Source organism: Burkholderia territorii, from assembly GCF_902833055.1.
GTDB classification, from domain to species: domain Bacteria; phylum Pseudomonadota; class Gammaproteobacteria; order Burkholderiales; family Burkholderiaceae; genus Burkholderia; species Burkholderia territorii.
Genome location: NZ_CADFEJ010000002.1, coordinates 151,728 through 173,554 on the forward strand (window position 1 = coordinate 151,728; position 21,827 = coordinate 173,554).

A 21,827-nucleotide genomic window follows, 5' to 3' on the forward strand; every position below is an offset into this window, starting at 1 on the left:
TCCTGGCCGCGCTACGCGCTCGCCACTTCGTTGGGCGACGGCGTGTCGACCGGCGCGCCCGGCGGCTGGCCGTCCGCACCTTGTCCGTGCCGCCCGGCGACGACCCCGGCTTCGATCAGCGCCCGTGCTTCGTCCGGCGTGTAACCAAGCTCGCCGAGCAGCACGCACGTGTCCTGACCGAGCGCGGGCGGCGCCGCGCGCAGCCGCAAGCGCTCGCCCCCGAGCGTGAGCGGCAGCAGCGCGGTGTGCGTATCGACCGGCCGGCCGGCGCTGCTCGCGTCGGCCGGCAGCGTCACGGCTTCGAGGCCGCCCGTCGCGAGCAGATGAGGATCGTCGAACAGATCCTGCGGCTTCGTGATCGGCGCATACGGCAGGCCGATCGACTCGAAGATCGCGCCGATCTCCTCGGCCGAATGCACGGCGAGCCGCGCGCGCAGGTCGGGCAACAGCCACTCGCGCGCCTGCACGCGCAGGTTGTTGGTCGCGAGGCGCGCATCGTCCTTCAGTGCGGCAAAACCGAACGCGTCGCAGAACAGCGCCCACTGCGTGTCGGACACCACGGCGAGAAAAATCTGTTCGTTGTCCTTGACGGAGAACACGTCGTAGACGGCCCATGCCGAAATGCGGCTCGGCATCGGCGATGCGGGCTGCCCCGTCACGGCGAACTGCATCATGTGCTGCGCAACGAGCAACACGTTGTTCTCGAACAGCGCGCTCTGCACCTGCTGGCCGCGGCCGGTGCGTTCGCGCTGCGCGAGTGCGGCCATCGCGCCGATCGCGCCGAACATTCCGCCCATGATGTCGTTCACGCTCGAGCCCGCGCGCAAGGGCCTGCCTTCGGGGCCCGTCATGTAGGCGAGACCGCCCATCATCTGCACCACTTCATCGAGCGCGGTGCGATGTTCGTACGGCCCCGGCAGGAAACCCTTGTGCGACACGTACACCAAGCGCGGATTCAGCGAGGACAGCGCCTGGTAACCGAGACCGAGCCGATCCATGGTGCCGCTCTTGAAGTTCTCGTTGAAGACGTCCGCCGTCGCAACGAGCCGCCGCACGATCTCCAGACCGCGCGGATCCTTCACGTCGACCGCGAGACTCTTCTTGTTGCGGTTGAACATCCCGAAGAAGCCCGCGCCGGAACCGCGCAGCGCACGCGTGCTGTCGCCGGCGATCGGCTCGATCTTGATGACTTCCGCGCCGAGATCGGCGAGCAGCATGCCGCAGGTCGGGCCCATCACCATGTGCGTCATCTCGATCACGCGCACGCCTTCGTACGGCAACGGCGAAGCCGGTTGGCGATCGTTCATTGCGCGACTCCCGTCAGGCAGCCTTCCGGCTGGGCCGCGGTCGGCGCGCGGCCGTCCGCGTAGCGGAACCCCTTCGGCAGCCCCGCATCCGGCACATGGCCATACAGCGGCTCGGCAGGCAGCGTCGCGTGCAGGATCGCGCGCGCGGCGAGCAGGGCATCGGCGTCGACGCCCGTGTCGTATCCCATCGACTCCAGCAGGAACACGAGATCCTCGGTGACGATGTTGCCGGTCGCGCCCGGCGCATACGGGCAGCCGCCAAGACCGCCCTGGCTCGCGTCGATCGTCGTCACGCCCGCGTCGAGCGCCGCGACGACGTTGGCGAGCCCCTGCCCGCGCGTGTTGTGGAAGTGCGCGCCGCCGGCCTTGTCGCCGACCTCGCGCCGCAGGCGCATGAACAGTCGGCGCACCTGCGCCGGATTCGCGTAGCCGCTCGTATCGGACAGACCAATCTCGTCGACCCCGCATTCGGCCATCGCGGCCGCCATCGCGATCGTTTCGTCGTCGGAGACCGCGCCGGCGATCGTGCAACCGAACGCGACCGACACGCCGGCCTCGATCTGCACCGACGGAAACCGCGCATCGCGCAGCGCGACGATCGCGCGCACCTCGTCGATCATCTGCGCGGGCGTCTTGCGGATGTTCGCCAGCGAGTGCGCTTCGGTCACCGACACCGGCAGCGTCAACTTGTGGATCCCGGATTCGAACGCGCTTTCGGCGCCACGCAGGTTTGGCGCGAGCGCGGCGACATGCAGCCCGGGAATCGTCAATGCATGCGCGACGACCGCCCGCACGTCGGCCATCTGCGGCAACAGCCGCGCCGGCACGAATGACCCGACCTCGATCTCGCGCAGGCCGGCCGCGGCGAGCGCGGTGATCCAGCGCAACTTGTCGGCCGTCTGCATCACGGCCTTGATGCTCTGCAGGCCGTCTCGCGGCCCGACCTCGCTGACCAGCACCCTTGGATTCCCGGAAACGCTCATTCGACACCTCATAGTTCTATTCAAAAGAACATCGTTCTGTTTGACAGAACTTTAGTGACGCGCCGAATCGGCTGTAAGCGGGGTATACCCGCGAAATCGCGATTTTTTGGAACTTGAGTTCTATCAGACAGAACGATATAGTCGATCGACCGTCACTCAAAGGAACAACGAGCCGTGCCCCCGACCTCGACTCCCGCAGATCCCACCGACGAAATGCCCGACTCGTCAGCCGAAGCGTCCAGCAGCGGCGTCGCCGTCCTCGATCGCGCGTTTGCGATCCTCCGTGCTTTCGGGCAAACCGATGACCGGCTGACGCTCGCGGAACTGTCGCGCCGCACCGGGCTGTACAAGAGCACGATCCTGCGCCTGCTCGCCGCGCTGGAGCACGGCGGCTTCGTGCGCAAGCTCGACGACGGCCAGTACGCGGTCGGACACGAGCCGCTGCGGCTTGCCGCGCTGTATCAGCGCTCGTTCCGGGTCGGCCCGGTCGTCGAGCCGCTGCTCGAGACGCTGAGCCGCGAACTTGGCGAGACCGCATCGTTCTACGTGCGCCATGGCGACATGCGCTCGGTGCTCTTTCGCGTCGAACCTGCACGCACGGTGCGCGTGTCGATCCGCGTCGGCGAGGAGTTTCCGGTTCACCAGGGGGCATCCGGCAAGGTGCTGCTCGCGTTCACCGAGCCGCACGATGCGCGCTGGAACGACGTACGCGAGCAGTTGTGGGCCGCGTCGTACGGCGAGCGCGACCCGGAAACCGCGTCGGCGTCGGTGCCGGTGTTCGGCGCGGCCGGCGACTGCGTCGGTGCGCTGACGGTGTCGGGTCCGATATCGCGGCTTGCCGCCGCGCCGGCCATGGCGGCGGCGCTCGCGATGCTGCTGCCGCTCGCGCAGAAGGCGACGGTCGCGCTGGGTGGCGCGGGCGCGCGCTACGATGCGCAAGCCGTGCGCGACAGTCTCGCGCGATTCGCGATACCGGGCGCGCCCGCCCAGCCATAGCCGGCCACGCGCATCCGGCCGTGGGGCAGCGCAAAACGCGGCCTCATGCGACACTGCCCATCGACGCATGCACCGCGCCGTCCAACGGTGCGGCGCATGCAACTGTCGTCCGGACACGCAAGGAAACCCCACGATGAACACCGCGCGCACCGCCACCTGGTATTTCGATTTCGTTTCCCCGTTCGCGTATCTGCAGCAGGAACGGTTCGACCAATTGCCGCCTGTCGCCGCATACGAGCCGAAACCGATCGTGCTCGGCGCGCTGCTCACCCACTGGGGCCAGAAAGCGCCGGCCGAGATCGCCGCGAAGCGCATCTTCACCTATCGCCACGCGCAATACCGCGCGGACAAGCTCGGCATTCCATTCCGGATGCCGCCCGCGCATCCGTTCAATCCGATCCGGCCGCTGCGTCTCGCGATCGCGATGGGCAACTCGCCCGACGCGATCCGGCGGATCTTCCGGTACATCTGGCGCGACGGCCACGACGTATCGACGCCGGACGGCTTCGCCGCGCTGTGCGACGCGGTCGGCTTTCCGGAAGGCGTGACGGCCGTCGATGCCCAACCGGTGAAGGATGCGCTGCGCGCGAACACCGATCAGGCGATCGCGCACGGCATATTCGGCGTGCCGACCTTCGAGCTCGACGGCGATCTGTTCTGGGGCGACGACGCGACCGACATGTTCGTCGACTGCGCGACGTCGCGCGCGTGGCTCGACTCGCCCGAAGTGCGCCGCATCAGCGCGTTGCCCGAAGGCATCCGGCGCGGTTGACGGCACGCGACGACATGCACGAGCAGCGCCTGGCGCGGGCGCTGCCTGCACATGCGGAGCGGACAGGCCCGCACGGCGCGTGCACACATTTTCTTTTGATTTTCGTTCGTTGCTGCGCGGCCCGGCTCAGCACGCCAGATCAGCGCGAGACGCGACACGCGACGCCGATACGATCATCCGATGCAAGGTCCGTCGTGGCTCGCCGGATTATCCAGTTCAACCGATTATTTTCACGCGATGCGCGATGAATGCGCGCGCAACCGTCAGACGATATCGCCCGAGCGCGCCGCACGGCCGTTTCCAATCCGGCCCTATCGGAAAATCGCGTTTTCTCAGGGGAATCCCGGTATTTTTTTCCATTTTCTTCGAAATTACCGGTGACATACTTGGCCCCCATTGCGCTCCTGTGTAAGCGCGCTTCCTGATGCCTGCCGGTCGCGTCTCATGTGCTGCGTGTCCGTCAGGGTCGCAGAACATGAACAATTTCGACACCACGATCCAGGTCTTTCTCACCCACATCAGTTTCGGACCGCTGATGAATCACGCGATCCGCGTGATCGCCGGCCTCTATACGTTCAAGGGCTTCATCCTCATCCCCGTGCTGTGCTGGCTGTGGTTCCAGCCGGGACCGCGACGCGAACGGCAACGCGAGCTCGTCATCGCGACGGTCGCGAGCGGGCTCGTCGCGCTCGCGTTCGGCCGCCTGCTCGCGAAACTCCTGACGTTCCGCGTGCGACCGATCTACAACCCGGACCTCCACCTGCACTTCCCGTCCGAGGAGCTGCGCGCGGCCACGCTGCAGGCGTGGAGTTCGTTTCCGAGCGATCACGCGATGCTGTGGATGGCGATCGCGACGGGCATCTTCATCATCTCGCGCCGCGCCGGGGTGGCCGCGCTGCTGTATGCGGTCGTGTTCATCTGCGTGCCGCGCGCGTATCTCGGCTATCACTATCCGACCGACCTGATCGCCGGTGCCGCGATCGGCATCGCGATCGCGTGGCTGCTGACGCGCGATGCGATCCGTTCGCGCTTCGCGCCGCAGGTGCTGGAGGCGATCCGGCGCTTCCCCGCGCCGGCCTATACGCTCGCGTTCCTGCTGTGCTTCGAGCTGATCACGCAGTTCGACGAACTGCTGACGCTCGCGCAGTCGGTCAAGCACACGACGATGTAACGGGACGGCACCGCGATGCATCCACTGCTGTCGTCACGGCGCCCGGGCACGCGCTGCCGGCCGTGCGCGGCGACATCGCGCGCGGCGCGCGCCACCCGTCAGATTGCCGCCGCGTCGGCAACCGCGACCGCACGCATCAGTCGCGATCGGGCGCGCCCAGCGGGAAGAACGCACGATACGGCCGCGCCTCGTCGACCGCACGCGCGAACGACGGCCGCGCCAGCAGCCGCTTGCGATACGCGATCACGTTCGCGAACGACGGATCGATCCGGTGTGTCCAGTCCGCGTAGAACAGGAACGGCGCCGCGCCGCAGTCGGCGAGGCTGAAGCGGTCGCCGGCCGCCCATTCGCGATCGGCCATCGTTCGGTCCAGCCATGCGTACGACGTTTCGAGCATCGCGCGCGCATCGGCGACGCCGCGCGCATCGCGCTCGTGCACCGGCCGCAGCGCATCGAACACGACCTTCTGCTGCGGCGTCGCGACATAGTTGTCGAAGAAGCGATCCATCGTCCGCACTTCCAGCGCCGCGCGCCGGTCGTCGGGCACCAGCCGCACCGGGCCCGGATGGTAGAGATCGAGATACTCGACGATGATCGTCGCCTCGATCACCGTGCGGCCCGCGTCGACGAGCACCGGGAAGCGCTTCAGCGGCCACAGCGCGGCCAGCTCCTGCATCGGCTTCGGATCGTCGTGCGCAAGCACGCGATACGCGAACGGCGTGCCGTTCTCGTACAGCGCGGTCAGCACCTTCTGGCAATAGGAGGAAAAGGGATGGGCGTATAGCGTGGGCGTCATCGCGTAGTCTCTCGGGGTTTCGGCGCCGCGTCATGCTGCGCCACGTGATCGGATACCTTGACGACGAACGGCACCCGGCCAATTCGACATCGGTCCGAACATTTTTTCTGCGTCGTGCGTTACCGCGCCGCTACGACCGGCCATCCATCACGACGCGGCCCTCGCCGCGCCAGCGCAGCATCCCGCCGCCGAGGTTCGCGACGGCATCGAAACCCGCCTTCCGCAGGATCACGGTCGCCTGCGCGGAGCGGCCGCCCGCACGGCACACGGTCACGATCGGCCGGTCGCCAGCGAGCTCGCCGGTGCGCGCGGCCAGCTCGCCGAGCGGAATCGGCGTCGCGCCGGGCAGGTGGCCGAGCGGGCCGGTGAATTCGTCCGCCTCGCGCACGTCGACCACCTGTACTTCCGGCAGGTGATCCTCGAGCCACTGCGGATCGATTTCCCAGAACCCGGCGAACGTGTAGACGAGCGGTGCCCAGTCGGGCGCCGCCTGCACGTCGGGCGCGTTCGCGGCAACGCCGCACTGCAGGTTCGCGGGCACCGCGACGTCGATCTGGCGTGGATGCGCGAGCCCGAGGTTGCGCATGTAGCCCGCGAAATCGTCCTCGCTGAGATCGCCGCCCAGGCGCGGATTGAAGCGCCGCTCCTCGCCGACGCTCGTCACCGTCAATCCGCGATAGTCGTGCGCCGGGTACAGCAGGCAGGCGGCCGGCAGCGTGAAGAGCCGGCCGTGGACCGCGCGATACAGCGCGCGCGGGTCGCCCTGCTGGAAATCGGTGCGGCCGGTGCCGCGAATCAGCAGGCAGTCGCCGGTAAACGCCATCGATTCGTCGTCGAGCACGAGGCTGATGCAGCCGCTCGTGTGGCCCGGCGTCGCGCGCACGGTCAGGTAGCGCGTGCCGAACGTGCAGCGATCGCCGTCGTTCAGGTAACGGTCGGCACCCTGCGCGCCGCTCGCGGCCGAAATCGCGATCGCGCTGCCGGTGCGCTGCTTCAGCAGCCACGCGCCCGTCACGTGATCGGCGTGCACGTGCGTATCGATGGTCGCGACGAGCCGCAGCCCGAGTTCATCCAGAAGCGCCGCATCGCGGCGAACCTGCTCGAACACCGGGTCGATCAGCACCGCGTCGCGCGATGCGTGGTCGGCGAGCAGATACGTGTAGGTCGACGATTGCGGGTCGAAGAGTTGCCGGAAGATCATCGCGAAGTCGCTCCGTCGGCTGGGCGTGTCGGTCGAATGGTGAGTGCGGGCGTACGCCCCGCACCGCGTGTATCGCCGGCGCGCGGGGGCGCACGTTCATACAGCGTAGCGCAAAACGCGCGCATCGCCGGCATGGCCGTACGCGGCGGGACGCCATGTCGCGCCCCGAGCGCCGGATGCGCTGCCTTACACTACCGCCTGTTCTCGTCTTACGTTCACAGGAATTGCGTCGACATGTCGATGACGATCGATCCGAAGCAAGCCGCCGCGCTGCTGGCCGTCGCCGACACCGGCAGCTTCGAGCAGGCCGCCGTGCGCCTGCACGTGACCGCGTCCGCCGTCACGCAGCGGGTGCGCGCGCTGGAGGCGAGCCTCGGCACGCCGCTCGTGCTGCGCACGCGGCCGTGCCGGCCGACGGTGGCCGGACAGCGCGTGCTGCAGCATCTGCGCCGCGTCGCGTTGCTGCAGGCCGACCTGCAGAGCACGCTCGCGGCCGAACGCGAATCGCCGATCTCGGTCACGATCGCGCTGAACTCCGACAGCCTCGGCACCTGGTTCCTGCCCGCGCTGACCTCGGTGCTCGCGGGCGAGCGCATCCTGTTCGAGCTGATCGTCGAAGATCAGGATCATACGTTCGCGTTGCTCGAAAGCGGGATGGCCGTCGGTTGCGTAACGACCGAGCCGAAACCGATGCGCGGCTGCGTCGCGACGCCGCTCGGCACGATGCGCTACCGATTGCTCGCGGCCGCCGCGTTCGTGGTGCGCTGGTTTCCGCGCGGCCTGAACCGCACGAGCGCGCGCCATGCACCCGTCATCGCGTATTCGCGGCGCGACACGCTGCAGTCGACATTCCTCAAGGAGAAGTTCGGGTTGCCGGAAGGCGCGTACCCGTGCCACTACGTGCCCGGCACGCACGCGCATTTCGCGGCGGTGCGGCACGGGCTCGGCTACGCGATGGTGCCGGAGCCGCTGATCGGCGGTGCGCCGCTCGACGCGCAAGGGCTCGTCGATCTCGCGCCGATGCATCCGACCGACATCGCGCTGTACTGGCACGCATGGACCGTGCAATCGCCGACGATGGCGTCGCTGTCCGCGCGGGTAGTCGAAGCGGCGCGCCGGCTGCTCGCACCGCTGCCGTGACGGGCGGGCGCTGACGTCGTTGACGTCGCCAGCACGGCACACCGTGCGGTACGCGTAACGTCGAGCAACACCGCCGCGCCGCCTATACTTTTTTCATCGGCCCCGCGAACGCGCCGCGCGGCCGATCAAACCAGTCCGGCCGTTCCCTTTCCCGTGAGGAGAACATCATGTCCCGCCGCTATATCGATTGCCGCGAGTTTCCCAGCGCGATGCATTGCTCGGTCGCGATTTCCGCCGACTCCGACAACGAACTCCTGGAGGCCGCCGTGCAACATGCGGTCTCGGTGCACCAGCACACCGACAGCGCCGAACTTCGTACGCAATTGAAAGCACTCTTCCACGACGGCACGCCGCCCGCCGACATGCCTCGGCAAGCGTAGTCCGCCGGCACGCCCGACATCGACGGACGGGCTGCAGCACCGCCGCGCCGCCTCCCCGCTTCCGCTTCACGCCGTGCCGGCACCTCCGCCGGCCGGCGCATCCCGCCTTACGCGCGCCGTTGCGCGAAATACGCGCCGACCGCGTCGACGAAGGTATCGATATCCGCGCGCGACACGTCGCAATGCGTGACGAAGCGCGACGCATAGAGCATCTGCGTGAGGATTCCGCGCGCCTTGAGCCACGCCTCGAGCGGCGCGCAATCGGCTTCGGGGAATCGCGCGAAGACCATGTTCGTCGCGTGCGACAGCACCTTCACCGGCTCGATGCGTGCGAGGCCCGCGGCGAGATGCGCGGCGTTCGCGTGATCGTCGGCCAGCCGCTCGACGTTGTGGTCGAGTGCATACAGGCAGGCCGCCGCGAGAATGCCGGACTGGCGCATCCCGCCGCCCAGCACCTTGCGCCAGCGCTGCGCACGCTCGATCAGCGCGCGATTGCCGACCAGCACCGAACCGACCGGCGCGCCGAGCCCTTTCGAAAAGCAGATCGACACGGTATCGAACGGTGCGCACAGTTCCGCGATCGGACGGCCGGACGCCACGGCCGCATTGCATACGCGCGCGCCGTCGAGGTGCGTGGCCAGCCCGCGGCTACGCGCGAGCGCAACGGCTTCCTGCACATAGCCTTCGGGCAACACCTGACCGCCGATCGTGTTTTCGAGCGCGAGCAGGCGCGTGCGGGCGAAGTGATTGTCGATCGGCTTGATCGCCGCCGCGACTTTCGCGAGCGGCAGCGTGCCGTCGGGCGCGTTCTCGATCGGCTGCGGCTGGATGCTGCCGAGCACGGCCGCGCCGCCGCCTTCGTACTTGTAGGTGTGCGCGAGCTGCCCGACGATGTATTCGTCGCCGCGTTCGCAGTGGGCCATCAGCGCGGCCAGGTTGCTCTGCGTGCCGCTCGGGAAGAACAGGCCGGCTTCCTTGCCGGCCCGCTCGGCCGCGACCGCCTGCAGGCGCAGCACGGTCGGGTCGTCGCCCCAAACGTCGTCGCCGACTTCGGCGGCAGTCATCGCGGCCAGCATCGCCTGGCTCGGACGTGTCACGGTATCGCTGCGTAAATCGATCATCTTCGTGCCCTGAGTGAACGCGGACCGGAACCGATGCGCCCGGCCCTGCCGAAACGAGACTCAGAGTGTACGCAATTCGCGCGGCGCCTGCCGATGCACCGCGCCGCGCGATCCGGGTGCGAGCTGCGCGGTGCGATCCACTTCGCGCCGGTGCCGTTCCGATGATGCGACGCGCCATATTGCCGCACATGCGTCAGACCGCCGCGCCGCGGCCATCGCTGCGCGCGCCACGATCTTGATACGAATCAACGATTTATCCCGAAACCGCCCGCGCGGGGCTGGACATCTGCGACGAGTTGGCGCATTTCGCGGCGCAACATCGCGGCACATACTCCAGCCAACCCCGATGCCCATCGGCCGGGGTCCGCCGGCACCCGCCGGCGGGTATCGTCAGCTTCGGTCAACTGGTATGGACACCGCTCTTTCGGCCCTCGATCTGGCCCGCCTGCAATTCGCGTTCACCGTCTCCTTTCACATCGTCTTCCCGGCGCTGAGCATCGGCCTCGCCAGCTTCATCGCCGTGCTCGAATATCGCTGGCTGAAGACCGGCAAGCAGTACTACAAAACCCTCTGCCTGTTCTGGTCGAAGATCTTCGCGGTCGCGTTCGGCATGGGCGTCGTCTCCGGCGTGGTGATGAGCTATCAGTTCGGCACGAACTGGTCGGGCTTCTCGAGCTTCGCCGGCGCCGTCACCGGGCCGCTGCTGATGTACGAGGTGATGACCGCGTTCTTCCTCGAAGCCGGCTTCCTCGGCATCATGCTGTTCGGCTGGAATCGCGTCAGCCCGCGCGCGCACTTCGGCGCGACGCTGATGGTTGCGATCGGCACGCTGATCTCGACGTTCTGGATCCTCGCGTCGAACAGCTGGATGCAGACGCCGCAGGGTTTCGAAATCGTCGACGGCCGCGTCGTGCCGACCGACTGGTTCGCGATCATCTTCAACCCGTCGTTCCCGTACCGCCTGTTCCACATGGCGATCGCCGCCTTCATCGTCGCCGCGCTGGTCGTGGCCGCGACGGGTGCATGGCATCTGCTGAAGGGCCGTCGCGACAAGGGCGTGAAGAAGATGTTCTCGATGGCGCTGTGGCTGCTGCTGGTGCTCGCGCCGCTGCAGGCCGTGATCGGCGACCAGCACGGCATCAACACGCTGAGGCACCAGCCGGCGAAGATCGCGGCGATCGAAGGGCTGTGGGAGACCGAAAAGGGCGGCACGGCGCTCAACCTGTTCGGCATTCCGGACATGCAGGCCGAGACGACGCGCTACGCGGTGAAGGTGCCGCACCTCGGCAGCCTGATCCTCACGCACAGCTGGGACGGCGAGATCCGCGGGCTCAAGGACTTCCCGCCCGAGGACCGCCCGAATTCGACGGTCGTGTTCTGGAGCTTCCGGATCATGGTCGGCCTCGGCTTCGCGATGATCGGCCTCGCCGTGCTCGCGTGGCTGCTGCGCCGACGCGGCAGCCTGTACGAATCGAAGTGGTTCCAGCGCTTCGCGCTCGTGATGGGCCCGACCGGCTTCGTGTCGCTGCTCGCGGGCTGGGTGACGACCGAAGCGGGCCGCCAGCCGTGGGTCGTCTATGGCGTGATGCGCACCGCGCAGGCCGTGTCGCCGCTGTCGGTGCAGCAGGTCAGCCTGTCGATGATGACGTTCGTGATCGTGTACTTCCTCGTGTTCGGCACCGGCGTGTACTACATGCTGAAGCTGATGAAGGCCGGCCCCGCGCTCCCCGACGTCGAGCGCGACGCGCAACGCGGCGAGCCCGACACGCGCCCCGATCACACCGCGCGCCGCCCGATGTCGGCCGTCGACGAGTTGATCGAAACCGTCTGAGCCCACCTACTTTCGCAAACGAGAAAACCATGGACGTCACCGTAATCTGGGCCGCGATCATCGCATTGGGGCTCTTCATGTACGTCGTGCTCGACGGCTTCGACCTCGGCATCGGCATCGTCTTCCCGTTCTTCCCCGACGAGAAGGAGCGCGACCTGATGATGAACACCGTCGCGCCCGTGTGGGACGGCAACGAGACATGGCTCGTGCTCGGCGGCGCCGGGCTGTTCGCCGTGTTCCCGATCGTCTACTCGACGGTGCTGTCGGCGCTGTACCTGCCGCTGATCTTCATGCTGGTGTGCCTGATCTTCCGCGGCGTGTCGTTCGAGATACGCGCGAAGGCGCGTCGCACGAAGCAGCTGTGGGATCTCGCGTTCATCGGCGGCTCGGCCGGTGCGACGCTGTTCCAGGGCATCGCGCTCGGCGCGTTCCTGCAGGGCATCAACGTGAAGGATGGCGTGTTCGCGGGCGATGCATTCGACTGGCTCACGCCGTTCAGCCTGCTGACGGGCCTCGGCCTGATCGTCACGTACGCGCTGCTCGGCTGCTGCTGGCTCGTCGCGAAAACGGAAGGCGACCTGCAGCGGCGCCTCCATCGCGTCGTGTGGCCGCTGACGGTCGTGCTGCTCGGCTTCATCGCGGTCGTCAGCCTGTGGACGCCGCTGCAGGATCCTGCCATCGCGCAACGCTGGTTCGATTCGGGGCTGTTCTGGCGGCTGCTTCCGGTGCCGTTCCTGGTCGCAGGGTGCGCGGTGTGGATGCGTCGCGCGGTGCGCGAGCGGCACGACATGACGCCGTTCGTGCTCGCGCTGGCACTCGTGCTGCTCGGCTACGTCGGCCTGCTCGTCACGATGTTCCCTTATGCGATTCCGCAGACGATGACGATCTGGGAAGCCGCGGCACCGCGTTCGAGCCAGACCTTCACGCTGGTCGGCGCAGCGGTTATCCTCCCGATCATCATCGCCTACACGACGATGGGTTACTGGGTATTCCGAGGCAAGGTGCGCCATGAAGACCAGCATTACTACCACCACTGATTCCGCCGCGCGCGAGCCCGGCGCGCGGCGGCCGCGGATGCGCGGCTGGATGTGGTTCGTCGTCCTGTGGGCCGGCGGCGTGCTCGGCGCCGTCACGCTCGGTTATGCGTTCAAGATCTTCATGAATCTGACGCTGTTCGCGGTGAAGTGAAGTCTGGCGGCCGGGTGGCCGATCTTGCCGCGCCGCCCGCCGAGTACGTCATTGCGGCGGCCGCCGCACGACGCCGAGCTTCAGTCCAAGCATGCCGAATATGCGGTTCATCGTCTGGACCGTCCCGTCGCTACGGCCTTGCTCGATATCCTGAATCGTCTTAGTCGACACGCCGGCGAGCTTCGCCATCTCGGCGCTCGTGAGCCGCATCGTCTGCTTCAGATGACGCACTGATTCGCGCAGCGACCACTCGGGATGAGCAAGAACGTCCTCGATCGCTTGCCGACGCAACGCGAGCTGATCGGGAAGCGACATCGCGTTGTAGCGTTTGTCCATCGTGCCGCCTCCGCCTGGCGCAGCGCATCCAGTTCGCGGGCAAGCCGCTCGATGCCTGGTTTCAGGAAAGCGTGCACATCGGGTTCCAGCCCGAGATCGACGCCCTGATCCGCGATCTCCCGCAAGCTCGGCGCCATTGCCTGCAACCGCACTCGCAATGCGTCGCGATCGAGCGCGGCATGCGCGTCCCCCGCCTTCGCCTAGCTCGCCCGCACGCCTTGCGGCAGCAAATCAATCAGGAAAGCAGGCCAGTGGGGCGTCACCAACGGCTCGAGATCGACCGGGAAACCGCATGCCATCGCGTGCGCATCGCGGGCGAATTGATGCCGGACAACCCATTCGACGTCGTACCCCGTGTAGGCACGACTGCGCCAGCCCTCCTCAGACTCGCCGAAGAGCGTCACGACACCGACGTCGTGCCAAATACCGTCGGCATGCAGCTGGATTGTGCAGGAGGCGCTCATTTCGGCAGAAGTCTATATAAATCATGGAGTCGATTACAGGTGAGTTATATAAATTTCTGCCGAAATAGAAAGCGAGTCCTTCAACTCTCCATCCAGTGGCGGACTGAAACGCCGTCGCTTACCGCCGCTCGCGCAACGCCGCCTCGATCTTGCGATCGGTCTTGTACTGGCTCAGCGCATATACCGACCAGATCGCGGCAGGCAGCCAGCCGATGATCGTGAGCTGCAGGATCAGGCAGATGACACCGGCAATCGGGCGGCCGATCGTGAAGAACTGGAACCACGGCAGCAAGAGGGCAAGCAGCAGACGCATCGGATTTCCTTTTTCTTTTTGCATCGTTGAAGAACAGCGCACGCGGTCAATATGGCGCGTCTCCCGACCATTTCAAGCCGAGGTGCACGAAGCACGCAGCAGCCGCTGCGCGCTGAACGCCCGCGCCGCTCCCGCCTCCTTCACCCGCCGGTCGCAAAGAACGGCCCTCGCATCGCGCGGGGGCCGTATGGAAATTGCTGGAGAAGCGCCCGCGCCGCGCCAAGAACGCATGCCGATCCCCACCAGCATCGGCGTGTTCCCTGCGGGCGCGATACCGGCCTATGCCGAACCGGACAACCACCGCGCGACGCGCGCGACGAGCGGGTCTGCTTCGTCGAAATGCTCGACGCCCGCCACCTGAGGCGCGTTGCAGATCCCGAACACCGGCTTGCCCCATTGCAGCCCCAGCGCGATTTCCGACAGCGTGCCGAGGCCGCCGCCGACCGCGATCAGGCACAACGACGCGCGCGCGATCAGCGCGTTGCGCGTAATGCCGAGCCCGGTCGGCAGCGCGACGCTCAGATACGGATTCGCGTCCCGCGCATCGTCCTCGGGCAGCAGTCCGATCGCGCATCCGCCCGCACCGCGTGCGCCGCGCGCGGCAGCCTCCATCACGCCCTGCTTGCCGCCTCCGACGATTGCGATGCCCGTCGCCGCGATTCCGTGCGCGATCCGCTCGGCGACGGCAAGCTGCGCTTGCGTCGCGTCGCGTGGCCCGATCACGCCGACCGGCATCCGGTGCCGTTGCGCGCCGCACTGCCGCTGCGCGAGTTGCGCCAGCGCGTCGCGCGCGTCGTTCGACCATTCAATGACGTCGTTGCCGTGCAAGTCCTTCCCCCAGTGCAAGAACGCAGGTGCAAAGCGCCGTCAGCACGATCGACAGCACGGCGGCCTGCGAGAAATCGGTCTGTCCGTCGGACAGCTTCAGGTACATCAGCAGCGGCAGGATGTTGACCTGCGTGCCGGCCAGCGCGAGCGCCGTGCCGTACGTGCCGAGCGCGATCGCCCCCACGAGGCACCATGCGGACGCGATCGACGGCCAGAGCTCGCGCCACGCGACATCGACCCACGCGCGCCACGGCCGCGCGCCGAGCGTCAGCGCCGCCTCGAGCGGCCGCCGGTCGAGATTCGCGAGCGCCGGGTAAAGCATCAGCGCGACGCGCGGGATCAGGTAGTACGCATACGCGAACGCGAGCCCCGGCATCGAGTAGATCGCGCCGCCGACCACGGTCGGATCCGCGCCGAGCGATGCCAGCAGCATCGTCACGAAACCGGCGCGGCCGAACACGAGGATGAAGCCGTACGCGATCACGAGACCGGAAAAGGCGAGCGGCACGCCGAGCAGCACGAGCGACCAGCGGCGGCGCGCCGGCGACTGCCCGGCCAGCACGAACGCGACCGGCACGCCGACGGCGACGGACAACGTGCCGGCGCCGATCGCAAGCGCCAGCGAACGCACGATCGCGTCGGCGACGAGCGGATCGCCGAACACGGCGGCGAACGCGCGGCCGCCGCCTTCGAACGCGGCGCCGACGAGCGCGCCGAGCGGCAGCACGAAGCACAGCGCGAGCAGCACGGCCGCCGGCATCGCGCCGTAGCGGCGCAGGACGCCGCGCTGCATGGAGGAGCCCCGCATCGCGCGCCCCTTACTTGCCGAGCGTGGCCTGCGACCAGAGCTGGTCGACTTCGGCCTTGTGCGTCGCGGCCTTCGCGACATCGAGCGGGCGCACCTGCGGCGCGTTCGGCAGCTTCGCGGCGACGTCCTGCGCCACCGGCGTGCCGGGCACGGCCGGCCGCACGAAGCCCTGCGCGAACAGCGCCTGTCCGACGTCGCTCATCACGAGGTTGAGCCACAACTGCGCGGCGGCCGGATTCGGGCCGTTCTTCACGAGACTCATCGCGTACGGCGCCGACACGCTGCCGTCCTGCGGGATCACGACTTCGGCCGCGTCGCCCATGCCGTCCACGTACTTGGCCTTGAGCCCGTCGTTCTCGTAGCCGATCAGGATCGGAATCTCGCCCTTGACGAATTTCGCGTACGGCGTCGTCCCCTCGACGCGCAGCACGTTGCCCGCCTGCTTCAGCTTGCCGAAGAACTCCGCGCCCGGCTTCGGGTTGTCGATGCTGCCGCCATTCGCATAGGCGGCGGCGAACACGGCGACCTGCCCCTGCCCGGTCGAGCGCGGATCGAGATACACGACCGCATTGCGATATTCCGGCTTCAGCAGGTCGGACCAGCGCTGCGGCACGTTCTTCACGAGCTTCTTGTTCACGAGCAACGCGATGTTCAGCGAATGCACCGCGAACCAGCGGCCGTCGGCCGCGCGGAACACCGCGGGCAGCCTGTCGAAATTGACCGGCTTGAACGGCGCGACGACGTCCCGGGCCGTCGCATCGAGCGCCGATGCCGCGAAGTAATACGCGGTGTCGGCCTGCGGGCGGCGGCGCGACTTGTCGAGCGCGACGACGGTGGCCGCCGAGCCGATGTCGTTGTACGTGATCTCGACCTTCGGGTAACGCTTGCGGAATTCGGCGAACAGCGACTTCCAGTTCGCCCACTCCGGGCCCGTGTCGAACGACACGACGAGCCCTTCGTCGGCGGCCTTCTCGTACAGCGCGTCCTCGCCCGGATAGAGCGGCGCGGCATGGGCAAGCGCGGGCGCCAGGGTCGCGAACGCGCAGAGCGCCAGCAGGCGGCGGCGCGTCGCATGAAGAAAGTGACGGCGTGCGGACATCGGGATTCTCCGTTGAATGGATAGGGTCTGTTTACATATGGAACGTGCATGCGTTGCCACGAGAACGGCCGCTCGCGAGGCGCGCGACGCCGCGAATACTGACGTATTCGCAAGGAGCGCAACGCGGCGAGCGGCCGTTCTCGTGGCAACCCCAAATTTGAAATTCATTCCACGGGAATGCCCGAAATCGCCCGTACGGCGGCGTCGCTCGTCGCTTGTTTGGCGCGGCCAAACGGCGCTCCTCACTTCTTGCCCTACGAGCGATTTCGGGCATTCGCATGCACGTTCCATATGTAAACAGACCCTAGGTCACCCGCGCTCACGCGGCGGGCAGCACGAGCAGATGGCGCGGCTCGATCGACACCGAACGCGCGGGCAGTTCGCGCCCTTCGCCGAGCAGCGCGTCGGTCGCGCCGGCCGGCACGAAGTCGAAGCGCTGGGTCGCGCCGAAGTAGCGCACCTCGCCGACCCGGCCAGCGATGCGGTTCGCGACGTCCGCGGGCGGATCGGGCTGCAGGTGTTCCGGCCGGATCAGCACCTCGACCGAATCGCCCGGCCGGTGCGCGCCCGTATCCGCGTGCAGCGTCGCGAATCGCACGTCGACCGCGCCCTGCGCGAGCACACGGCCGCGCAGCAGTGTCGAATGGCCGACGAAGCGTGCGACCTGCGCGGTCGCCGGACGCTCGTACAGGTCGCGCGGGGTGCCGGCCTGGAGCATGCGTCCGCCGTCGACGATCGCCACGCGATCGGCCATGCTGAGCGCTTCGTCCTGATCGTGCGTGACGAGCAGCGTCGTCGCGCCGCATGCGCGCTGCAGCGCGCGGATCTCGTCGCGCAACTGGTGGCGGATGCCGGCATCGAGCGCCGCGAGCGGCTCGTCGAGCAGCAGCAGCTTCGGTTCGATCACGAGCGCGCGGGCCAGCGCGACGCGCTGCTGCTGCCCGCCGGACAGCAGCGCCGTGCTGCGCCCCGCCTGCGCCGCGAGGCCGACGCGTTCGAGCATCTCGAGCGCGCGGCGGCGGCGCGGCGCCGCGGCCATGCCGCGCATCTTCAGGCCATAGGCGACGTTGTCGACGACCGACAGGTTCGGAAACAGCGCGTAGTGCTGGAACACCATCCCGACCTCGCGCTGCCACACCGGCACGCCGGCCATGTCGCGGCCGCCGATCGCGATACGACCGCGATAGCCGTCGAGCAGGCCGGCGGCGAGGCGCAGCAGCGTCGATTTGCCGGAACCGCTGCGGCCCATCACGGCGAGCAGTTCGCCCTGCGCCGCGGACAGCGTGACCGCGTCGACGCCGTGACGGGCGCCCGGATACTGGAAGCTGACGTGTTCGAAATCGAGACTCATGACGGTTTCACTTCAGGCGTTGCACGGTGAAGACGGAGGCGAGCGTCGCGAGCACGGCGAGGACGAGCAGCACGACGGTCGCCGCGCAGGCCATCCCGGACGCGCCGTAGAACGCCTGCAGCAGCACGATCGGATAGTTGCGGTAACGGAAGCCCGCGATGAGATTCGAGATCTGGAATTCGCCGATCGACAGCGCGGCGACCATCACAAGCCCGGAGAACAGGCTGTGCCGCAGGTTCGGCAGCACGATCGTCAGAAACTGGCGCAGCGGCGTCGCGCCGAGCGTCGCCGCACATGCCTCGAGATGCGCGATGCCCAGGTGGCGCAGGTCGCTCGACAACGTCTGCAGCAGGTACGGCAGCGTCAGCACGGCGTGCGCGGCGATCATCAGCGGCAGCGTGCCGAGCCACGGCAGCACATCGCCGCTGAAGATCGCGATGTAGCCGAACCCGAGCGTGAGCGCCGGCACCGCGATCGGCATCAGCATCACGATGCGCGCGGCGAAGCCGCGGCCGGCCAGTGCGCGGTGATGCAGCGCATACGCGAGCGGCAGCGCCAGCACGGCATTGATCGCGCAGCAGGCGAGCGCGACCACGAGGCTCGTGCCGAATGCGCGGGTGAAGCTGCGATTCGCGGCCAGATCGACGAACCAGTGCGACGTGATGCCGGTCGGCAGCAGCGTGTTCGTCCACGACTGGCCGACCGAGCCGACCAGCAGCAGCACGATCGGCAGCGCGAGATACAGCCCGAACACCGCGACGAGCGCGTTCAGCAGCAGGCGTCCCGCCATCGCGCGCGGCCGTTTGTTACGACGAATCGGAATAGCTTCGGCAAGGGCCGAAGCGGATGGCGGATGCATGGCGAATCTCGCTGGCGAACACGGAACGGGTCATGCAACGCCCGCCGGGCCGGGCCGGCACGCGTTGTCATGACGGACGCAGTGTGCGGATCCGACATGGCATCGTCATGAAAAAAACGTACAACGCCCGCATCGATCTGTGCGCGCAAGGAATAGTTCGCCGTGAAGCACCTGTTTCCCAACGTTGCGGAGCTGCAAGCGTTCGCGAGTTCCGTGAAGTACCTGAACTTCTCGTATGCGGCGCGCGAGCTCGGCCTGACGCCGAGCGCGGTCAGCCGCCAGATCGCGAATCTCGAATCGATGTTCGGCGTGAAGTTGTTCGTGCGCGAGGGGCGCACGCTTGCACTCACGCGGGCCGGGCAGGTTTATCACGCACGCGTGATCGGCCCGCTGCGCGAAATCGGCAACGCATCGATCGAATTGCTGAGCGCGCGCGAGGACAGCGACCTGCTGACCATCGCCAGCGTGCCGACCTTCACGACGAAATGGCTGGTGCCGCGCCTCGCGCGCTTTCTGGCCGGCGCGCCGGAGGTCACGCTGAGTTTTCGCCGCCATCTCGCGCACGGCGACGTGTTTCCGTTCGGACTCGATGCGGCCATCCGCTATGGCGACGGCGCATGGGAAGGCGTCCGGTGCGATTACCTGGACGGCCGCACGTTCGTGCCGGTCTGTTCCGGCGAATTCGCGGCACGCCATGCGCTGCGCACGCCCGCCGACGCGGCTGCCGCGCCGCGGCTCGTACACGAGCAGGCGGAGATCGCGTGGTCCCTGTGGGCGCAGCGCCATCGCGTCGCCGGGATGAACGCGCTGGCAGGGCCGCGCTTCGAACAATATTCGGTGCTGATCCAGGCCGCGCAAGCCGGGCTCGGACTCGCGCTCGTGCCGCGCTTCCTGATCGTCGACACGCTCGCGAGCGGCGCGCTCGTCGAGCCGTTCGATGCGCCGGTCGACGTCGACGCGCAGGGGCACTACCTGTGCTGTGCGCCGGAGCGTCTCGAGACGAGCGCCGCGTTGCGGCGCTTCAGGGAATGGATGCTCGACGAATGCGCGCACCGCTGAGCGTGCCCGACATCGCCGGGCACGGCTGAGCGGCGAACGGCACGGCGGCGCCCGTGGGCGTCGCCATGCCGCCCGTTACGTCACGTCGCGTCAGCGATCGATGCCGAGCCCCGGCAGCACGTGCGTGTTCTCGGCCACGACCGCGTGCAGCAGCTTCGGATCGGCGCCGAGCAGGCCGAGGATCGTCGGCGCGACCTGCTTCGTGCCGACGAGATCGGTCACCGTGCGCGCGCGGTGCAGGCCCGGATACGACACGAGCAGGCCGAGGTGGCTGTCGTCCGGCGCGTTGCCGCCGTGTTCCTCGTCCTTCTTCGTGCTCGACGTGTAGATCACGCCCGGATTCGGCTGGACGACGATGTCCGGCGTGCGGCCGTTGGCCGGATCGCCGAACCGGTCGGCCAGCGCCGCGCCGTACAGGATGTACGCCTGCGGGCCGTCCGCGCAGATCCCCGGCGCGTTGCAGCCGAGGTTCGCCTTCAGCGTCTGCACCACCGCCGTGCGCTGGCTGCGGTCGCGCAGCCAGATCAGGCCGACGTCGTCGGTCTGCACGAAGCCCGTGCCGACCAGGCCCGAACCGTCGTTCAGGTTGCCCGTCGTCGTGTTGTTCTGGCCGAAGTTGCCGTTCGGATCGAGATAGTCGTTCGCTTCGAGCAGCTTCGTCAGCGTGTCGCCGTTCTTCACGAGCTTCGTGTGATCGGTCGGCGACTGGCCATGCTTCGCCGTGACGATCACCGCCGTCGACGTGTACAGGTTGCGCTGCTTCAGCTCGTTGACGATGCGGCCGATCGAGTTGTCGACGTACGTGATCGCGTTCGCAACCTGGCCGTTCGGCGTGAAGTTCGCATCGAGATAGCCGCCGCCTTTCGCGACCGGCGCCTTCTGCGCGACGCTGAGCGTCTGGAAATTGGCGCCGAACAGCGTCGGCACCGGCGCGTTCTTCGTGCCGGTCGAGTCGCGGCCGTCGATCTGGTTGACCAGCGCCTGCACGTGCAGATTGTCGAAGCGCGCGGTGTGCGAATAGACGTCGGTGTAGTTGGTGTTCGTCGCCGGGTCGATCGAGTTGATCTCGGTACGCATCAGGTCGTCCACGCCGGTGCCGGACGGGCCGTTCAGCCAGTCGTAACCCCACGCGTGCTTGTCGGCCCACGCGGTGTATGCGTTCGGCACGCCGGCCTTCACGGCCTCGAACACCGTATTGGTCTTCACGTAGTTGTGCGGATAGACCGGCACGCACTGCCCGTTGACCTTCGCATGCGGAATCGCCTGCGGATTGAACGCGCCGCCGCCGTCGAGGTGCACGAGCGCGCCGCCGTTCATTGCGTCGATGCCGGTCGTCTCGTCGAACACGACGTTCCAGCCCTGCTTGCCCGAGCACGTCGTGTCGCTCGGCGCGTACAGGTTGCGGTCGTACGACACGTCGTAGAACAGGCCGGCCGTCTTCGGCGAGCCGCCCGTCACGAGCGCGGCGAGCCCCGGGAACGAGTCCGACAGGCCCGGCGTATAGGCATTCGTATACGTGACGCCGTTTTGTGCGAGCACCGCGATGTTCGGGCACGTGTTCGCGCCGATGCAGCGCGCGAGATCCTGCTCGTGCAGGCCGTCGACGCTGATCAGCAACACGTGCTTAACGACGCGCCGGCCGTGGCCGGCGTCGTTGCCCTGCCCGTTGCCGTCCTGCTGCGCCGCGTAGGCGCTGGCGCCCGTGAATGCCAGCGCGCCCGCCATCATTGCCGCCAACTTCCGCTGCTTACCAAGGAAAGACATCATCACCCCACCTCATCGATTGACGTTGAACTGCGTGACCTGCCATCAGGCGCGCAAAAT

At 67.7% G+C, this 21,827-nt stretch carries 23 protein-coding genes; 9 read left to right on the forward strand and 14 right to left on the reverse strand.

The annotated features are described in order from the left end of the window. Positions 1-11: 11 nt before the first annotated feature. Together HW466_RS05285 and HW466_RS05290 are read right to left on the reverse strand one after the other, a co-directional pair. Positions 12-1,307: a CaiB/BaiF CoA transferase family protein gene (locus tag HW466_RS05285; protein ID WP_174905521.1), complete on the reverse strand. Its 1,296-nt coding sequence runs from the start codon at positions 1,305-1,307 to the stop codon at positions 12-14. Continuing rightward, complete coding sequence (locus HW466_RS05290; RefSeq protein ID WP_151006628.1) at positions 1,304-2,290, reverse strand: hydroxymethylglutaryl-CoA lyase; 987 nt, start codon at positions 2,288-2,290, stop codon at positions 1,304-1,306. The genes HW466_RS05285 and HW466_RS05290 overlap by 4 nt, the downstream gene beginning before the upstream one ends. Before the next feature lie 213 nt (positions 2,291-2,503). On the opposite strand from HW466_RS05290, the gene HW466_RS05295 reads away from it, so the two are divergent. The 3 genes from HW466_RS05295 to HW466_RS05305 all read left to right on the forward strand — a co-directional run bounded on the left by HW466_RS05295 (position 2,504) and on the right by HW466_RS05305 (position 5,229). After that, positions 2,504-3,286, forward strand: coding sequence for an IclR family transcriptional regulator (locus HW466_RS05295; RefSeq protein ID WP_059772738.1), 783 nt, complete (start codon positions 2,504-2,506; stop codon positions 3,284-3,286). A gap of 133 nt (positions 3,287-3,419) precedes the next feature. Further along, on the forward strand, positions 3,420-4,058 hold the full coding sequence (locus HW466_RS05300; protein ID WP_151006296.1) for a 2-hydroxychromene-2-carboxylate isomerase: 639 nt from the start codon (positions 3,420-3,422) through the stop codon (positions 4,056-4,058). Positions 4,059-4,533: 475 nt separating this feature from the next. After that, positions 4,534-5,229, forward strand: a complete 696-nt coding sequence (locus HW466_RS05305; protein ID WP_151006295.1) for a phosphatase PAP2 family protein — start codon at positions 4,534-4,536, stop codon at positions 5,227-5,229. Between the two features lie 136 nt (positions 5,230-5,365). Here HW466_RS05305 and HW466_RS05310 read toward each other — a convergent pair whose 3' ends face one another. Together HW466_RS05310 and HW466_RS05315 are read right to left on the reverse strand one after the other, a co-directional pair. After that, positions 5,366-6,025: a glutathione S-transferase family protein gene (locus tag HW466_RS05310; RefSeq protein WP_059772735.1), complete on the reverse strand. Its 660-nt coding sequence runs from the start codon at positions 6,023-6,025 to the stop codon at positions 5,366-5,368. Between the two features lie 130 nt (positions 6,026-6,155). Further along, positions 6,156-7,226, reverse strand: coding sequence for an MBL fold metallo-hydrolase (locus tag HW466_RS05315; RefSeq protein ID WP_059868708.1), 1,071 nt, complete (start codon positions 7,224-7,226; stop codon positions 6,156-6,158). A 234-nt stretch (positions 7,227-7,460) separates the two neighbouring features. Between HW466_RS05315 and HW466_RS05320 the strand changes: the two genes are divergently transcribed. Then, a complete protein-coding gene (locus tag HW466_RS05320; RefSeq protein ID WP_059448965.1) occupies positions 7,461-8,366 on the forward strand; it encodes an HTH-type transcriptional regulator ArgP in 906 nt (301 codons plus the stop codon). Between the two features lie 167 nt (positions 8,367-8,533). Beyond that, a complete protein-coding gene (locus HW466_RS05325) occupies positions 8,534-8,746 on the forward strand; it encodes a DUF1059 domain-containing protein (protein WP_059501497.1) in 213 nt (70 codons plus the stop codon). A gap of 107 nt (positions 8,747-8,853) precedes the next feature. On the opposite strand, the gene ltaE is transcribed toward HW466_RS05325, so the two are convergent. After that, a complete protein-coding gene (gene ltaE, locus HW466_RS05330; RefSeq protein ID WP_059868707.1) occupies positions 8,854-9,867 on the reverse strand; it encodes a low-specificity L-threonine aldolase in 1,014 nt (337 codons plus the stop codon). Between the two features lie 409 nt (positions 9,868-10,276). On the opposite strand from ltaE, the gene HW466_RS05335 reads away from it, so the two are divergent. Genes HW466_RS05335 through HW466_RS05345 form a run of 3 tightly spaced genes read left to right on the forward strand, consistent with a single transcriptional unit; the run spans position 10,277 to position 12,886 of the window. Next, positions 10,277-11,698 (forward strand): cytochrome ubiquinol oxidase subunit I, encoded by a 1,422-nt coding sequence (locus HW466_RS05335; protein ID WP_059868706.1) that lies wholly within the window; start codon positions 10,277-10,279, stop codon positions 11,696-11,698. A 29-nt stretch (positions 11,699-11,727) separates the two neighbouring features. Beyond that, a complete protein-coding gene (gene cydB, locus HW466_RS05340; protein ID WP_060108592.1) occupies positions 11,728-12,735 on the forward strand; it encodes a cytochrome d ubiquinol oxidase subunit II in 1,008 nt (335 codons plus the stop codon). Next, positions 12,707-12,886, forward strand: coding sequence for a hypothetical protein (locus tag HW466_RS05345; RefSeq protein WP_151005736.1), 180 nt, complete (start codon positions 12,707-12,709; stop codon positions 12,884-12,886). The genes cydB and HW466_RS05345 overlap by 29 nt, the downstream gene beginning before the upstream one ends. A 48-nt stretch (positions 12,887-12,934) precedes the next feature. Here the strand turns inward: HW466_RS05345 and HW466_RS05350 are convergent, their stop codons facing one another. The 8 genes from HW466_RS05350 to HW466_RS05385 form a co-directional block, all read right to left on the reverse strand. Then, entirely contained in the window at positions 12,935-13,222 is a 288-nt protein-coding gene (locus HW466_RS05350) for a helix-turn-helix domain-containing protein (protein ID WP_059543406.1), read from the reverse strand. Between the two features lie 200 nt (positions 13,223-13,422). Then, positions 13,423-13,686: a hypothetical protein gene (locus tag HW466_RS05355; protein WP_239005894.1), complete on the reverse strand. Its 264-nt coding sequence runs from the start codon at positions 13,684-13,686 to the stop codon at positions 13,423-13,425. Positions 13,687-13,804: 118 nt separating this feature from the next. Beyond that, a complete protein-coding gene (locus HW466_RS05360; protein WP_044848494.1) occupies positions 13,805-13,999 on the reverse strand; it encodes a YqaE/Pmp3 family membrane protein in 195 nt (64 codons plus the stop codon). A gap of 279 nt (positions 14,000-14,278) precedes the next feature. Further along, positions 14,279-14,827 (reverse strand): SLOG cluster 4 domain-containing protein, encoded by a 549-nt coding sequence (locus HW466_RS05365; RefSeq protein ID WP_059868704.1) that lies wholly within the window; start codon positions 14,825-14,827, stop codon positions 14,279-14,281. Further along, positions 14,805-15,635 carry an ABC transporter permease gene (locus HW466_RS05370; RefSeq protein WP_059501484.1) on the reverse strand — a complete coding sequence of 277 codons (831 nt, stop codon included), beginning with the start codon at positions 15,633-15,635 and terminating at the stop codon, positions 14,805-14,807. Before HW466_RS05370 ends, HW466_RS05365 begins: the two co-directional genes overlap by 23 nt. A gap of 10 nt (positions 15,636-15,645) precedes the next feature. Continuing rightward, entirely contained in the window at positions 15,646-16,734 is a 1,089-nt protein-coding gene (locus HW466_RS05375; RefSeq protein ID WP_059543414.1) for an extracellular solute-binding protein, read from the reverse strand. Positions 16,735-17,053: 319 nt separating this feature from the next. After that, entirely contained in the window at positions 17,054-18,085 is a 1,032-nt protein-coding gene (locus HW466_RS05380; RefSeq protein ID WP_059798498.1) for an ABC transporter ATP-binding protein, read from the reverse strand. Between the two features lie 7 nt (positions 18,086-18,092). Next, on the reverse strand, positions 18,093-18,944 hold the full coding sequence (locus tag HW466_RS05385; RefSeq protein ID WP_059772718.1) for an ABC transporter permease: 852 nt from the start codon (positions 18,942-18,944) through the stop codon (positions 18,093-18,095). Positions 18,945-19,106: 162 nt separating this feature from the next. On the opposite strand from HW466_RS05385, the gene HW466_RS05390 reads away from it, so the two are divergent. Then, a complete protein-coding gene (locus tag HW466_RS05390) occupies positions 19,107-20,003 on the forward strand; it encodes a LysR substrate-binding domain-containing protein (protein ID WP_059448954.1) in 897 nt (298 codons plus the stop codon). 90 nt (positions 20,004-20,093) lie between these two features. On the opposite strand, the gene HW466_RS05395 is transcribed toward HW466_RS05390, so the two are convergent. Further along, positions 20,094-21,770 carry an alkaline phosphatase family protein gene (locus tag HW466_RS05395; RefSeq protein ID WP_059543421.1) on the reverse strand — a complete coding sequence of 559 codons (1,677 nt, stop codon included), beginning with the start codon at positions 21,768-21,770 and terminating at the stop codon, positions 20,094-20,096. Between the last annotated feature and the right edge of the window lie 57 nt (positions 21,771-21,827).